The following is a 16,347-nucleotide window of genomic DNA, read 5'->3' as shown; positions in this document are numbered from 1 at the left end:
TCCGATAAGATAATGCGGTTGTGTACAATCCAGTTTATAACGACTATAATTAAGCGTATAACCTATAAAGCGAATAGAACTCATTCACAGATCATATAAGGAATGATAAAGGTTATGATTGCGAAGTTGCTCACTCACTATAGTTATTCTCACCTATTACCTACACGATGAAGGGCGGTTACGTCTGCATGAATAGATCAAGTCAACTTTGGGTGAAAACCCTTTTAGCAGGAACATTAGTATTCTCTGCGGTTCCAGCGATTTCGTTTAGTGGTAATACTGCATATGCAGCGACTTCACAGATCACAGTCAATAGCACAACTGATATTGTAGATCAATTGTACAAAGGATTAATGAATCGTAGTGCACAAGTCACCTTTACGTACAAAGGAAGTACAGCCAAACTCAAATCCATGTTACAGGATTCGTTTGAGACCGCATTAGAAAAAGATCCTTATACGATGTATATCTTAGATAGCTATGGTCTGACATGGCGCAGTAATGCGTATTCAGCCTTAGTGACTGTAGATATGAAGTATCGGGAAACAGTAACTCAGACCAAATATGTGAATGAAAAAGTCGTTCAAACCGTGGCTCAGATCATCACACCGGGTATGAATGATCACCAAAAAGTCAAAGCTATTCATGACTGGGTAGTACAACATCTGAAATATGATGAAACGTATACTCGTTATACGGCTTATGAAGCATTATACGATGGTACAGCTGTATGTCAGGGCTATGCATTACTTAGTTACGCATTGCTCAAACAAGCAGGTGTAGAAAACAAAATCGTTGAAGGTACAGCAGGCGGTGAACTACATGCTTGGAACCTTGTCAATATTGATGGGAACTGGTACCACATGGATACGACATGGGATGATCCATTACCGGATCAAGGCGATGGCGTCGATACCAATTACTATCTACGTACAGATGCTCAGATGAAACAAGATCATAACTGGACCAAAACATATCCTGCGGCAACTGTTGCCTACAAAGATACGTTGAACACATTGATTGCATCCGGTGGGGATACTTCAGGATTTTACAAGCAATTGGAGCAAAACTTGAATTATGCTGTAGATAATTCACCAGCAGCTGTGAATTCAGCAGTAGACCTTAAAGAGCAAGTGAAAAATGCTAAAGCAAGCGGACAATCGTCATTGGTGTTTCGTTACAATGGCAATATCACTAGTTTGAAAAGCGATCTAAGTCGCCTATCTGCTGTAGGAATCAAGTCTATCTCGTACACGGTACAATCGCTAGGTAGTTCAAATGATCTTAAAGTAAATTTATCTTGGAAATAAAAATATAAACACAAGCAAGGATCGGAGCAAGTAACCGATCCTTTTTTTGTATGATTTATAAGGTTAGATAGCAAGGAGCATAATACGTATAGAAAGCACTCCATTTCTAGAAAAATAAGGGACGGTATCCGATATAAAAAGCTAAATGTTAATTCGGTATTGTTATACTTTGTAGAATGTCTATAAAATTTGAACAATGAATATACTTTTTGAGTCCTATATTCTTTTGTTTATTTATTAATATAAAAGCTATTTAATTAACAAATACATTAACTAAATATACATAAAAATACAAATAAATGGATAGGTTTAAAGTTGCTTTAATATTATATTGTACATAATTGAAAGCGCTTTATAATTAAATGTAGGCGCTAAACGTTGTCAATAAAGCATTTGGCGGACTTCGGAAGCAGGAGGCGAACATCATTAATATGAAGCTGAAAAGCAAATTAGTTTTAATGTTGACCTTAACAGCACTTCTTTTTTCTTTTGCACCCAATGGTAAAATTTTTGCAGCACCATGGGCATTATCTGGTGATGTAGGGGTACATGATCCATCCCTAATTAAAGAAGGCAATAGCTGGTATACCTTTTCTACCGGAAAAGGCATTCAAGTATTGAAATCCGACAATGGCACGAACTGGTACCGTGTGCCTCAAGTATTTTTATCTCCTCCAGCTTGGTGGAAAACATACGTACCTAAGCAAGCAGCAAATGATGTCTGGGCTCCAGATGTAAAAACATATAACGGTCGCACATGGTTGTACTATTCGATTTCGTCATTTGGTTCGAATACATCTGCAATTGGACTTGCTTCGGCTAGCAGTATTGGTGCAGGTAGCTGGCGTGATGATGGTCTAGTGTTACGCACGACTGAAGGTTCTAATGATTACAATGCCATTGATCCTGAATTGGTTATTGATGCTTCTGGTAATCCCTGGTTAGCTTTCGGTTCATTCTGGAGTGGTCTTAAATTAACCAAGCTCGACAAAAATACGATGAAACCAACAGGTAGCATCACTTCGATTGCGGCACGTCCTAACAATGGTGGTGCTATCGAAGCGCCATCGATCACGTACCGTAATGGATACTACTATTTGTTCGCTTCTATCGACAACTGCTGTAAAGGTGTAAACAGTACGTACAAAATCGTCTATGGTCGTTCCGCCAATATTACAGGGCCTTATGTTGATAAAAATGGTGTGAATATGCTTAATGGTGGTGGTACAATTCTAGATAGTGGTAACGCTCAATGGAAAGGTCCAGGCGGTGAAGACATCGTCGGTAACAATATTATTGCTCGTCATGCTTATGATGCCAATGATAATGGTGCACCGAAGCTGTTAATCAGTGATCTCAATTGGGATTCCAGCGGTTGGCCTACGTATTAACTTTATGATTTAAACGTAAAATAAAAGAACAGATCACGCTATCATATCAAAATAGGTGATACCAATAACGTAATTGTAAATGATGTCATGCGATGGTTCTGAACATACACTAGTTTAAAAAAGAATTTCAGAAGCACACATCAAAAAAACACCTTCCTACTTCTCTAGCGATTTTGTCATTAGAGAGTGGAAGGTGTTTTTTTATTCAATCACAGTATATGCGATAAGATTACTTTTTATCTAAATGAGGCCCACTGTTCAGGTCACATTCAGTTAAAGGCACCACTTTTGTGTTTTTAATTAACTTATAACCAAGCCATAAGATCAAGAACAATGGAACACTAATATAAGAAGCAAAAATAGATTTCCAGTCAATCGCTTCTGGTGTAATATACGCCAGACTTTGACCGAGAATAACAATTGCACATAAGATAAATGCAAATAACGGACCGAACGGGAACCATTTTGCTTTGAAAGGTAAATCATCTATACTTTTACCTTGAGCGTAAAAAGCACGGCGGAAGCGATAATGACTGATTGCAATGCCCAGCCATGTAATAAAGCCACACATCCCTGAAGCATTGAGTAACCATTGATACACAATACCATCACCGAACAACGAAGCTAGAAATGCCAGCATACCTACAGCAGTCGTTAACAACAACGCATTTTGCGGAATTCCGCGACGATTTAATCGACCGAACATTCGTGGTGCTTTGCCTTCTTTAGCCAGCGCATATAAGACACGGGTTGAAGCATACATACCTGAATTACCTGCGGATAGAACCGAAGATAGAATAACCGCATTCATGACTGCTGCGGCAAAAGCCAAACCTGCTTTTTCAAAAACAAGTGTAAACGGACTCACTCCGATATCGGTTAAATCACGTTGTAATAAAGAAGGTGTTGTATATGGAATAATTAATCCAATCACTAGAATCGCTAAAATATAAAAGATCAGAATACGCCAGAATACCTGACGAATCGCTTTTGGTACATGTTCACGTGGATTTTCACTTTCACCCGCCGCAACTCCGATTAACTCTGTCCCTTGGAAAGAGAACCCTGCCGCCATAAATACACCGATAAAGGCTAACAATCCTCCATTGAAAGGGGCATCGCCCATCGTAAAGTTACTGAATCCTACAGCTTTGCCACCTAGAATCCCGAAGATCATCAACACACCGACTACAAGAAACAGAATAACAACGACAATCTTAATCATCGCAAACCAGTATTCTGATTCTCCATACCCTTTGACTGATAAAATATTAAGCAAAAAGATGACAGCTAGAAATAGCAGACTCCAGATAAAAGAAGAACTCTCCGGAAACCAATACTTGATAATAATTGTTGCCGCAGATAATTCCGCTGCAATCGTGACCGCCCAGTTGTACCAGAAATTCCAACCCATAGCGAATCCAAATGCAGGATCGACATAACGAGCGGCATACGTATTGAATGAACCCGATTCAGGACGATAGGTTGCCATTTCACCCAGACTAGTCATTAAGAAATACACCATAATTCCGACACAAGCATAAGCGAGTAGTGCACCACCGGGTCCTGCTTGAGCGACGGCGCCACCACTGGCGAGAAATAGACCGGTACCGATCGAACCGCCCAAAGCGATCATCGTCATATGTCTTGCACGTAGACCTGCTTTGAGTTCACGCGGTGGTGAGGATGGAGAAGATGAAGATGCCATAATAGTTAGATACACTCCTTACTGAATTAAGCATGTCAACGCATGCTGAGAATAGATAAAGGAAGCAGACAAACGCAAGAACACAACAAAAAAGACCACGTATATATACGTGATCCTTTAATTATGATCCGCACCATACTTTTCCTTTGTAAAGATAGCTCAACACAGGACACATCCGAAGATGGTTCACTGTGACAGTCCTGTTCCTTTCGGACACAGTCCCAGCATAAGTAACAGAAGAGCGTTACGTATACTTCGGCAACGATACCTTTTTATTTGGGATCAACAGCGGCTCTAACGCTTTCTCCAAATAGACTCATTATAGTTGCGACCTCTACCTCATCGGATATTGTGTGATGAGGCAATTATTATGCAATTAGTGTCATTAATAAGATGACTGTTTTCCAGTATACGTCTAGTCTTTGTTTTTGACAACCACTTATATCATGAAGCTCTTATGAAGAACGAGTAATCACAATAATCATCCGTTATCTTTCGCACGACTTTTCGCCATTTGTTGCCAGATCGTACCTGCGGCTTGTTCACCTGACTCTATCCGTTCAAGCGCCATTTTGGCTTGTAGACTCACTTCAAATTCAGGATCTTCTACAGCTAATTCTAATTCATCACGTGCTTCTTCGGTTCCGACTTCATACAAGAAGCGTGCAGCACGCCAGCGTACTAATTTGCTGCTATCTTTCAGTGTAGTGAGCATGGCAGGTGTTGCCGCAGGATCACCAATATCAGATAAAGTATCCCCAGCTGTACGACGAACTGCCGCCGATTTATCTTGTAGTGCTTTGTATAGTAGCTCCATTGCTTCAGGTGTTTTGAGATCTCCGAGATAGACAACAGCTAGACGACGCAATTGCATTTTCTCATCGAATAACGCTTTTTCAATCAAGGGTAAGCTATGCTCGTCTGGTTGCAACAGATCAAAAGCCGCATAACGAACACGCCAGTCTGGATTTTCAAGAGCTATAGCGATATCATCTGCTTTCATTTCACGACGTTGTTCTACAAATTCTTCCTGACTGGCTCCATGAGAGATCGCTTGCTCAATAATTTTTTTCAATCGATCTTCTGGAAAAGCGGCTTCGATTTCTTGTTCAACTTCACGCGCAATATCAGCAAGTTCACCATAGCGCACACCATAGTCGGTTAATTTGCGTTCTTTGATCATTGTCGCTACAGCTACTTCGGTAACAGCCTGAACAAACCGATCCGCTAGACCAATACGTTCTTCTTTGGTTCCCGATTTCACTCGAATCTGCATCGGAATTCCACGGAAAAATTGTACAAATACTTCTGCTTCTCCAAAGTGCTCACCGGAAAGATCTGTCGGCACTTCGAATTTATTTTCAATCCCTTCTTGACCCATCTGTGCTTGGACTTCATTTAGAATATCAGACCAATCTGCACTTGCTTTGCGATCTAAAGCGACGAAATCAGCAGTATGGAATACACTTTTGACCCCTGCAATATGAAGCATTTGCTGAATAAATAAAGGCGCAGAGCGTTCATTAGTTAATGTATATGTTTTACGGATACCATGAGGTAATTGCTCATCCAGATGCAACATCATCGTATTCGGACTTGGCGTAGGTTCAATCGAAGTGATTTTCATAATACTGTAGATACCCTCCTTAGGAATCAAATGACATCAAGTAGCGTGCCATTTGTTTTAAATTTAATATAATACCATCTTCATATTGTACCCCAAAAAGGGTACTTATGATTGACTCTTTGTTAATCCCACCAGAAATACCAGAACTCTTGCTCTTGCAAATAACTAGCATATTCTCCAATCGAATCAAAGGATTCCAGTACATAAGAACAGAAGATAAAATGCTCTTGAGCCAGTTGTAGTGCTTCTTGATCGGTTTGTGGTCGGCTATGTGCTTGCAGAATCCACATACTTTCATCGACAACGATCGGGATAGCCTTATATTTGGTTTGCCAGTATTGAAATAAAGACGCTTGCAAAAGAGGAGCAGGGCATTCATTGAATCCACCCATCGGAACCATCAGTGGAGCTGTATATTCTTTGCCCGCAGGTAAAGGCAACTGGATCCATTCATCTGTATGTTCACTTTTTGCCTGTAGATCAGGTAATAAAGAAGTCACTTTACTTGGAATCAATGACTCATCTATCAAAGGCATTTCCCATAGACTGCTGTAGGTATGGTACAAGGATGCCCAATCCATACTTTGTACCTGTTCACTCTGGTCAGCGATATCGGTATAAAGTAATTGATGACTGACTAATGTTCGAAATGTATCCAGTACATTCATCTGCTCAACCTGTGCTAACTGTTGATCGACATAATCGGTTAATGAATCGTACTCATCCAGCGTATCTTCCATGATCTCCGCGATATTATCATCAGGAATAATAAGTAAAGAATAAGGGCTATCCTGTGCTTGGATCGGCAGAGAACTATTTTTTGCTTCTATAGATAATGCACTATACGGTTGCAAATAATCTAGAATCTCTGAACTCATTCATATCATGCTCCTTTAGGATATCAAGTATGTATCTTATCCGTAGATTATCTTAAATATAACGTAATGCCTCTAATGAAAACAAATCAAAAACAACCCTTCGATGATAGCAAGGGTTGTTTGGAGTAAATCAACTATACCTATTTGAGTTGTGCAAAAAGGATCATTTGAATTTAGACGACAGCTTGATCATTTTCAACTTGAATCGGATTACGTACTATCTTTACGTCATAAAAAGAGATTTTATTTTCGATCATATAATCTGGCGTAGAACCATGAGCATGGGATTCACGGAAAGCTTCGCTTTTAGTCCATCCTTGAAAAGCTTCTTTGGACTCCCAACGTGTGCTGATTGTGACTTCCTCGAATTCTTTGCTACTCTGATTGACCAATACTTCAAGCCCTAGAAACCCATCCATATATTCCACTTTGCCCACTTTATCAAACCGTTCTACCAACAAGTGCGCACTACCTTTAGTTAATTTAGAAGTGTTTGTTACGATAATCATATTCAATGACCTCCTGATTGATGATGGGGGATTACAGGTAAAATAACCGGATAACCACCCTCAAATTTAATTTGTGCTTGCATATGATAAATGTCTTGGATGAATTGAGCGGTGAGAATATGCTTTGGAATACCCGACGTAGCGACTTTGCCTTGCTTGAGTGCAATCATATAATCACAATAAGCGACTGCTTGTTGCAGATCATGCAGTACCATCACGATCGTTAGACCGGATTCTGCATTGATCCGTCTTAACATATCCATCACTTCAAATTGATGAGCAATATCGAGAAACGTAGTCGGTTCGTCCAATAACAAAATTTCAGTCTGTTGAGCCAGTGCCATCGCTATTCGTGTACGCTGTTGTTCACCTCCTGATAAAGTATGGAACATGCGATCTTGATAATGTTCAATTCCTGTCCAGTGCATCACCTGATCGATCATGTCTGTATCTGCTGAATCATAGGATCTTTGCCAGCTTCGCTTATAAGGCATTCGGCCGTAAGCAATCAGTTCACGAACAGTCAATTGCGGAAGCATTTCTTTCATTTGCGGTAACATCGTAATCGTTGTCGATAATTCTCGCAGAGAATATGTATTCATTGGACGATTAAGTAGTTGAATCTGTCCGCGATCAGGTTTAAGCAGTCTGGTGAGCAATCGCAACAAAGTCGATTTACCAGAACCATTGGGACCTACAATTGCTGTTAATTGACCTTTAGGTAACGAGATATCAATCTGATCTAATAGAAAATGACCATTTTCAAGGCTAAGTTGTTTGCCTTCAATGGCTGCTGTAATAGTCGAAGGATGAATCGCCTCTATCATGATAGACCGAACCTCCCTTTGCGTTTCAAAAGGAATAAAAAGAAGGGTGCTCCGATAACAGCGAGTAAAATGCCAACCGGTAATTCAATAGAGCCAAACCATGAACGTGCTACAGTATCTGCAAATACAACCAGTGTGCCACCACCGATCATCGAGAAGGGAAGAAGGAAGCGATAATCTTCGCCAATAATTAGCCGAATCATATGAGGAACTACCAGTCCAACGAATCCGACCAATCCTGCTACACTTACCGCAGCTCCAGCTAGAAATGCAGATAACAAAATAATAAGCAAACGATTCATTTCGACACGTTGCCCTAACAATTGAGCCGAGTCATCGCCAAGCAATAGTATATTGGCAGGCTTGATAGCGAATAACGATAAGATCAACCCGACTACAGCATAAGGAGCCACAAATTCGAGGTGATACCAGCTTCGCCCATTCAGTCCACCGGATAACCACGGAAGAACAGCTTGTACCCGATCACTATAGATCACCATGATACCGTTGGTTAATGCACCAAGCAGAGCATTGACGGCTACCCCTGCTAGAATAATTTTCACCGGCGAAGCTCCGCGATCCCAAGCAAGTAAATAGATCAGTACCGCAGTGACAAAAGCGCCTAAGAAAGCCGTTATCGGAAGTAGATAGCTTAATTGGGGTAACATGACCATCGTGATCATCGCTGTGATTCCACCACCGGCAGAGACACCAATAATACCTGGATCAGCTAAAGGATTTTTCATAACACCTTGTAACAGTGCTCCAGCAGTAGCCAGGCAAGCTCCGACTAACCAACCAATGATGACACGTGGTACACGTAGATCCATTAAGATGGTACGATAAGCCGATGGTTCATTCCCCCATAAGATAGGCATTACTTCACGCAGTGGAATAGAGATCGATCCATATAAGACACCGTACAGACAAGCGATCAGCGATAAGATAGGCAAAACGATAGCGACAAGCCATCGCCTGCGATTACGTTGCTGTTTGTTCATCTTATGGAGATACCGGATACAAAGCTTGATGAATCAAATCCAGTGCATCTGTTACTTTGGTTCCAGGATTTGTCCCGAATAGATGAGATGGAAGCACTTCAACCTGATTGTTCTGTACGGCTTTGATACTGCTCCATGCTGGATTGTTTTGCATTTCTTTCAAAAAGCCTGCTTTAACTTCATCTGTATTCCCATGCGTCATAATCATAATGTAGTCAGGATTACTTTGAACGACCTGTTCGGTATTCAACTGTGCATATTGCGGGAAATTTTGTAGACCGGGTAGATCGGCTGCAATATTGCTCCCACCTGCCACTTCAAGAATATTTCCACTTAATGAATTGGGTAGAGCCGCCATATAGGTTCCAGGTGCTCCATAGACCAGCAATACTTTAGGCTTAATAGTAGAATCAGACTGACTTAATGTTTGGATATGATCTTGTATCTGTTGGTTGAGCTGTTTGGCTTTTGCTTCTTGTTGTAATAGTTGTCCAAACAATGTAATTTGGGACTGAATATCTTGAATCGAGTTGGCGCCTGTTAAGATAAGCTTAGAACCAATTCCTTCGATGGCAGGAATATCTTTTTCATTCATTGGATGATTTCCAAGCACTACATCAGGTTGTAAAAAAGTAATCTTTTCCAGATCGACTTCATGAGTGGAACCAATTTGTTCGACTTCTTCAGCAGCAGGAACAACCGCAGGGCCATTGGAATTGGGTCGACCGACCACTTGACCACCTAACGCATAGATAATATCCATATCCCCATTACTAAGTGCAATAATACGTTGTGGTGACTGAGCAAATGGAATCTGTCGTTGAGCAAAGTCAGTTATAGTAAATTGAGTCGTCTGTGTAGTAGCGGCAATAGCAGAAGGAGTAGCGACATTTGTTGATGCAGATGAACTACACCCGGTTACTGCCAGTAGAAGAACAGCAGATGACCAGAGTAAAGATGATTTCATGAGTATCCTCCTAATTACCATTCGCACTGCAAATGATAATCATTTTCAATTAAACTTTAACTAAATGATAATGAATATCAATTAACTTGTCAACGTAAAATATAATTTTTTTCCACATTTTTGAAATGAAATACAGACTTGATTTGATCGCATATATAGGAAAAGCTTTTTGAGAATAGATACTTAAAATTCATATATCACAGATTTTATGATGATATTAACGTATTGACAAGCACTGGAAGGTTGCTCTAATATCGGAGTTGTATCCACTTTGTTTTGCGATTCTGTATCGTGAAAGGAGAGAGACGACAGCTCATAGCGAGCTTCTTTTTTAATTCTCAATTGAGAATGATAATCAATTAAATTTAAAATAATTAGGAGGAATGCTGTCCATATGTATAAACGATATTCCGTACTTGTACTTTCAATCTTGATGGTGAGTCTGTTTATGATAGGGATGAAGCCTGTATCAATCACACAAGCAGCTTCTTCTTCAGGACTGGCGAATGGTACATATACCCTCAAGTATGATGTGTTAAAGGCGGAGAATAATTCGGTGTCGATGGCAAATGATTACTTTGAAAAACCTGCCAAGTTATATGTTAAAAATGGGAAAATGACGATGCAGGTGCAGCTCAATCATAGTGAGTGGACAACGCAATTCAAAGTGAAATACAAAAGTAAAATAATGGATACGAAAGTCATTCAAAGTAACAGTAAAAAAGATACACGGATTGTGCAATTTCCGATTGCAGATATCAAAAATCCAATTGTATCTAAAATTCATGTAACAGTGAGTTCGTACAACTATGATCACGACTATACGATTCGCTTAGCTTTAGATCAAAAAAGTCTGAAAGCGATCAAAAAATAAAATTAAACCTATAGGAGAGTGTTGAAGAATGAACGCAGTTATGAACCGTATGGAAAAAATGGATTTTAAAAAGGTATTTATGATGATCATCTTGGCGGTTTTGGTATTCGCAGTATTGGCTCCATTATCTGCTAAATCGGCACATGCAGCTCTAGCCAATGGCACGTACAGTGTAGATTACAAAGTATTAGCAGATGGTACAGAAAATACGTCTCGTCTGGATAGCTATGTAGTGAAGCCTGCTACAGTCACTGTTGTTAATGGTGTGAATACAGCGCGTCTGACCATCACAAGCAGTAACTTAATTACAGCTTTTAAAGTAGAACAAAATGGTCAATTGGTAGACGCTACTGTAGTAAGCACGAATACGTCTGCGAACACAAGAGTAGTGGAGTTCCCTGTAGCTGACTTGGACAGCAAAGTGAATGCTTATGCAGAAATCAAAATTCCTGTGATTAATTACACAGGTAAATATAACGTACAACTGCAATTCGACACAGACAGCATCTAATGCGTCACGCTATACTATTCTATTGGCATATAAGGTGCAGTAGATAAGTATAGATGAACATGAATAGTTCGAAATATGGATTTATTTTCGCATCACATTATAGATAGAAAAGAGGATGGAACTATGAATATGATGATAAATACAGTCGAGAAGTTTTCTTTGAAAAAAGTAATCACGATGGTAATGATGGTAGCTCTAGTATTCGCAGTACTAGCTCCGTTATCTGCTAAATCGGCACATGCAGCGATTCCAGATGGTACGTATGGTATTGATTACACCGTATATGCGGATGGAACGAACAATGCTTCTTATATGGATAATGGTGAATACTCTATCAAACCAGCGACTTTGATTGTCAAAAATGGCGTAGCTAAAGTCAAAGTCACATTGAAGCACAAAGACTGGATCAAATCGTTCAAAACACAGCAAAATGGTGCGTATGTTGAAGCTACGACAACAACAAGTGGCGATACCAAAACATTTGAATTCCCGGTGAGCAATTTATCTACTAAATTGAACGCACAAATTCATGTAGTCGTTCCAGCATCTGTTGCAGGTGTTGCGTATGACCATACGTATACCGTTCAATACTTGTTTGATGAAGATAGCGTATAAGTATTCATTTTAACGAATCATGTATAGAAAAAAAAGGATATTGCTTCTCTGGGACAATCTTGTTCCAGAGAAGTCTATTTTATTAACAGGGGGATCATATACATTGAAAAGGCAATTTAGAACTTATTTGATCGTATGTACTGTATTTTTGATGATGTTATCGTTGGTATCTCCGACGTTATCAGCTGTATTTGCAGAAGAGACAGATTCTTCATCATCAAGCAGTGCAACAGGATCAAGTGTAACTGGCGATACGTATTCTTCTTCAGACACAACGTCCACGACTACAACTCAGGCAACAACCCCTACAACAGAAACAGCAAAACCATTATTTACTGTACAATCTCATGATCCTTCAGTGACGTCTGCTACCTATGATACGTATGCAGATGGCGAATATACGATTGCATATCAAGTGATGCGTACGAATGCTTCTGGAAAAGTAGTAGCATCCAATGTATTCAAATCTTCAGAAAATGCGACCAATCCGGGTCAATTAACGATAGACAACGGCCATTATCATTTCTCCTTCGAGAGTAATAATGCATATCTATTTACCCAATTCAAAGCCACTCAAAATGAGCAAACTAATGATGCTCAGATCACATTAGCATCTGGAAGTACAACGAAAGGTACAGTTGCATTTGACGTATACGATCTAACCAAAGAAATCAATATTAACTACACATTTAACGAAATGTCTAACAATGAACGTCTCACTCTGAATCCTTCCACTTTGAAAGTTATAGACAAGACACCGCCTGTGATCCCGGTTGAACCGGCTACAGGAACGGAGACTGCTATTGCATATACGGTATTAAAAGATGGAACAACTACAACATCAATGATGGATAGCTATTTGCAAAAACCAGCTAAACTAATCACGAATGGCTCCCAAAAATATGTTCAACTGACGTTGAAAAATAGCAATTGGATTCAAGCTTTACAGACGGATGTAGATAAAGACAGCAACTATACGGATGTTGATCTCATTTCTTCAGACACAGCAACTAATACAAGATTGATACAATTTGCAGCCAATTCATTATCCAAAACCAATCCTGTGATCAATGCCAAAGTGCATGTGGTGATTCCAGCGGGCACGATTCCGAATATGGGTGCTTATGATGAATGGCATACGGTTCAATTGAGCTTTGACCCAGCTTCGATTCCATTATCGTTAGCAGATGGGCAATATAGTCTGACTTTTGCGACGCTAAAAGAAAAAACAGATGATGCGTCTTCTATGGCTAATTATTTTGGTAGTCCGGCTATATTAGTCTCCAAAAACGGTAAGTACGAAGTGATTTTGAATATTATCAAAGATAGTTCTGTGATCACATCACTCCAAACAGAGCAAAATGGAGTGTTCACCGAAACAAGTATAGTAAGTGCAGATAAAACAGCGAATACAAGAGTAGTTACATTCCCTATCGCTAATCTAGAAAGTATAGTGAACGCTAAAGTGCATATCAAAACATCATATGCAGGTTCAGTATACGAATCGGATTATCCTATTCGATTCAAATGGGATACAACGAAGATTGCCCCAGTGATCACACCTATACCGGATAGTTCAACGACACTGAATTATCAAGTATTTAAAGATAACAGTAGCGAAATATCGGTAATGGATGGATATGTGACAAAACCAGCTACATTGATTACCAAAGGTGAGAAAAAGTATATCCAGCTCACACTGAAAAATAGTGCTTGGATCAAATCGTTACAAGTCGATGGCAATGGTGGCAAGAATTATACCGATGTCACGGTCATTTCGACTGATTCAGCAGCGAACACAAGAGTCATTCAATTTGAAGCCAGTCATTTATCCAAAACGAATCCTGTGTTAAACGCCTATACTCATGTGGTGATCCCACCTGAAGTTGTGCCTGATTATGATCATTACTATACGATTCAATTCAAATTTGATAGTACTCAATTGCCAGAACCGACAACACCAACAGTACCAACACCTGTGGTCATCGACAATGGAACCTACACGATCCCGATGTCTACATTAAAATCCACCACAGATGCTGTATCGACAATGGGTAGTTATTTTGATTCCAAAGTCACGTTGACCGCAGTCGATGGTAAATATCAGGCATCTCTCAATGTGATCAAAGATAGCTCGGTGATTACTACGTTTAAAACAGAGCAAAATGGCACACTGACGGATACCGAGGTGATCAGCGAAGACACAACAGCAAATACAAGAGTCGTTACATTCCCTGTGACCGATCCGAGTCGTCCATTGAATGCTCAAGTGCATATCAAAACATCATATGCAGGTTCCGTATACGAAGCCGATTATCCGATTCGCCTCAAGTTCGATCTTGCGAATATGACGTTGGTTCCGACTACACCAGAAGAGCCAACTGCACCAACAGTACCAACCAACCCGAATGAAATGGCAGACGGGAAATATAGTGCTGGCTTTACCGCTTATAAGTTTAAAGAAAAAACGTTATCCGTAATGGATGAATATACACTCAAACCAGCTACAGTGATCAAGCGCTCAGGCAAGTTGTATGTCCAGATTACTTTAAAAGAAAGCGATTGGATCAAAACATTTAAAGTAGGCGGTAGCGATGCACAAGTCATTTCGACCAGTGGCAATCAACGTGTTGTTCAATTTGCTGTTAAAGACTTGTCAGAGACAATCGTAGTCAATACCCATGTGGTGATTCCATTAGGTGAAGTTGCAGGTTTAGGGGTATACGATCATACGTACAATGTCGATTTCAAATTCGGTTCACTGGGGCCGTATGAAGAACCCAAAGCTTCGGCGACATCTACACCTTTGATCCCGCTTGATTACGATAAATTAAGCAATGGGAAGTACAATATGCCATTCCAGGTTCTTGTACCTAACTCATCTTCGGATGAGGTATCTCCTGTACAACGTTATATATCCAAAGATCAGCCAGCTCAATTCGTGGTTGAAGGAGATCAACGTTATGCGGTCGTAACTCTTCAAGATGCCAAAGAAGTCAAAGCATTACGTGTTAGCAATAACGGCATCTATACCGATGCAGAAGTGACAGCAACAGATGAACAAGCGAATACCAAAACGGTGCGTTTTAGTGTAGCTGATTTCAAAAAGAATATTGCTGCACAGTTAGTGACAAACAGTGGAGTTAGTATAGCAAGTACTCCTACTGATAGTAACAATGAGACAGTCTATGATTTTGAATTTAAATTTGATACGGCTAAGGTCACCAAAGATACAACCGAGACGACAACCACAGTAGAAAAAGGAACCAATACTATCGAAGATGGTGAGTATACCGCTCCATATCGTATTTTACAAAATGGTAGTGAACAAGATTCGATTCTTGCTGATTATGTAGATCAGACTGCACATCTGACTGCGAAAAATGGCAAAGTCTACGCCACAATTACAATCGAAAATAGTCAGGCGGTACCTACATTCCAGACTGATTTCGAAGGCAAATATACCGATCCAACGATTGTAGCCAATACAACAACAAGTAACGCACGTACCGTTACATTTGAAGTGCCTAATCTGGATCAAAAATTAAGTATCTTCAGTCAAGTGTCTATGCCTGATCGTTATTTGAACGATGAGAAAATGGGCGGGCAGATCCTCTTTGATCGCAATACGCTCAAAGGAAACGGAATGGAGCCCACAGTAACAGCACCTGTTCAAGAAACACAACCAGCAGAACCAACAGAACAAAAATACAAAATAGCTTATAAAGTATACAAAGATCAAAGCAACGAATTATCCGTTATGAATGATTATGTGAACAAACAAGCGACTTTGATCCAAAAAGACGGTAAAACATTTGCTCAAATTACACTGGATAAAAGTAGCTGGATGCCTGTTCTACAAGTGAAGCAAAATGGCACTTTGCAAGATGTAGAAGTGATCTCAACATCGGGTGATCAGCGTGTGGTGCAATTTGAAGTGAATGATTTATCTCAAAAAATCAGTGCATACACCCATGTCATTGTACCGGGCTTAGTTATCGGTGGTGTGGCGTATGATCACTGGTATAGCGTCCAATTCCAATTTGATCTGTCCAGTAAAAAAGAGCTGTAAATTCATAAAGATAAGCAACAAAGTCTGTGAGTCTTGGCGCAATTGTGCCAGGACTTG

General features: G+C 40.0%; 13 protein-coding genes and 1 riboswitch. Of the genes, 6 read left to right on the top strand and 7 right to left on the bottom strand.

Translation table 11 applies throughout. The features are described from left to right. The first annotated feature begins 188 nt into the window (after positions 1-188). Both PO903_RS01510 and abnA read left to right on the top strand, forming a co-directional pair. Positions 189-1,310 carry a transglutaminase domain-containing protein gene (locus tag PO903_RS01510; protein ID WP_069325626.1) on the top strand — a complete coding sequence of 374 codons (1,122 nt, stop codon included), beginning with the start codon at positions 189-191 and terminating at the stop codon, positions 1,308-1,310. Between the two features lie 458 nt (positions 1,311-1,768). Further along, positions 1,769-2,701: an arabinan endo-1,5-alpha-L-arabinosidase AbnA gene (gene abnA, locus PO903_RS01505; RefSeq protein ID WP_245703385.1), complete on the top strand. Its 933-nt coding sequence runs from the start codon at positions 1,769-1,771 to the stop codon at positions 2,699-2,701. A 229-nt stretch (positions 2,702-2,930) separates the two neighbouring features. On the opposite strand, the gene PO903_RS01500 is transcribed toward abnA, so the two are convergent. From PO903_RS01500 to PO903_RS01470, 7 genes are all read right to left on the bottom strand, one after another. Then, entirely contained in the window at positions 2,931-4,409 is a 1,479-nt protein-coding gene (locus tag PO903_RS01500) for an amino acid permease (RefSeq protein ID WP_273592426.1), read from the bottom strand. Between the two features lie 147 nt (positions 4,410-4,556). Continuing rightward, positions 4,557-4,754: riboswitch (Lysine riboswitch) on the bottom strand. Between the two features lie 136 nt (positions 4,755-4,890). Next, the gene (locus tag PO903_RS01495) at positions 4,891-6,036 is read right to left on the bottom strand and encodes a virulence factor (RefSeq protein WP_273592425.1); all 1,146 of its coding nucleotides are present in this window, start codon (positions 6,034-6,036) and stop codon (positions 4,891-4,893) included. A gap of 122 nt (positions 6,037-6,158) precedes the next feature. After that, the gene (locus PO903_RS01490) at positions 6,159-6,914 is read right to left on the bottom strand and encodes a DUF4253 domain-containing protein (RefSeq protein WP_273592424.1); all 756 of its coding nucleotides are present in this window, start codon (positions 6,912-6,914) and stop codon (positions 6,159-6,161) included. A 173-nt stretch (positions 6,915-7,087) separates the two neighbouring features. Then, entirely contained in the window at positions 7,088-7,423 is a 336-nt protein-coding gene (gene isdG, locus PO903_RS01485; protein ID WP_069325621.1) for a heme oxygenase, read from the bottom strand. Between the two features lie 2 nt (positions 7,424-7,425). Then, on the bottom strand, positions 7,426-8,250 hold the full coding sequence (locus PO903_RS01480) for an ABC transporter ATP-binding protein (protein WP_137225309.1): 825 nt from the start codon (positions 8,248-8,250) through the stop codon (positions 7,426-7,428). Beyond that, the gene (locus PO903_RS01475; RefSeq protein ID WP_273592423.1) at positions 8,247-9,251 is read right to left on the bottom strand and encodes a FecCD family ABC transporter permease; all 1,005 of its coding nucleotides are present in this window, start codon (positions 9,249-9,251) and stop codon (positions 8,247-8,249) included. The genes PO903_RS01480 and PO903_RS01475 overlap by 4 nt, the downstream gene beginning before the upstream one ends. Position 9,252: 1 nt before the next feature. Further along, positions 9,253-10,218: an ABC transporter substrate-binding protein gene (locus PO903_RS01470; protein WP_273592422.1), complete on the bottom strand. Its 966-nt coding sequence runs from the start codon at positions 10,216-10,218 to the stop codon at positions 9,253-9,255. Between the two features lie 394 nt (positions 10,219-10,612). Between PO903_RS01470 and isdC the strand changes: the two genes are divergently transcribed. From isdC to PO903_RS01450, 4 genes are all read left to right on the top strand, one after another. Then, the gene (isdC, locus tag PO903_RS01465; RefSeq protein ID WP_273592421.1) at positions 10,613-11,092 is read left to right on the top strand and encodes a heme uptake protein IsdC; all 480 of its coding nucleotides are present in this window, start codon (positions 10,613-10,615) and stop codon (positions 11,090-11,092) included. 28 nt (positions 11,093-11,120) lie between these two features. Beyond that, entirely contained in the window at positions 11,121-11,603 is a 483-nt protein-coding gene (locus PO903_RS01460) for an NEAT domain-containing protein (protein WP_273592420.1), read from the top strand. A 123-nt stretch (positions 11,604-11,726) separates the two neighbouring features. Further along, positions 11,727-12,218: an NEAT domain-containing protein gene (locus PO903_RS01455; RefSeq protein WP_273592419.1), complete on the top strand. Its 492-nt coding sequence runs from the start codon at positions 11,727-11,729 to the stop codon at positions 12,216-12,218. Positions 12,219-12,321: 103 nt separating this feature from the next. Next, the gene (locus PO903_RS01450; RefSeq protein ID WP_273592418.1) at positions 12,322-16,290 is read left to right on the top strand and encodes an NEAT domain-containing protein; all 3,969 of its coding nucleotides are present in this window, start codon (positions 12,322-12,324) and stop codon (positions 16,288-16,290) included. The last annotated feature ends 57 nt before the right edge of the window (positions 16,291-16,347 follow it).

The sequence above is a fragment of the Paenibacillus sp. PK4536 genome, assembly GCF_028594455.2.
GTDB lineage: Bacteria > Bacillota > Bacilli > Paenibacillales > Paenibacillaceae > Saccharibacillus > Saccharibacillus nuruki.
Note: the sequence above shows the minus strand (reverse complement) of the source record. Positions and strands in the feature narration are given on the sequence as shown.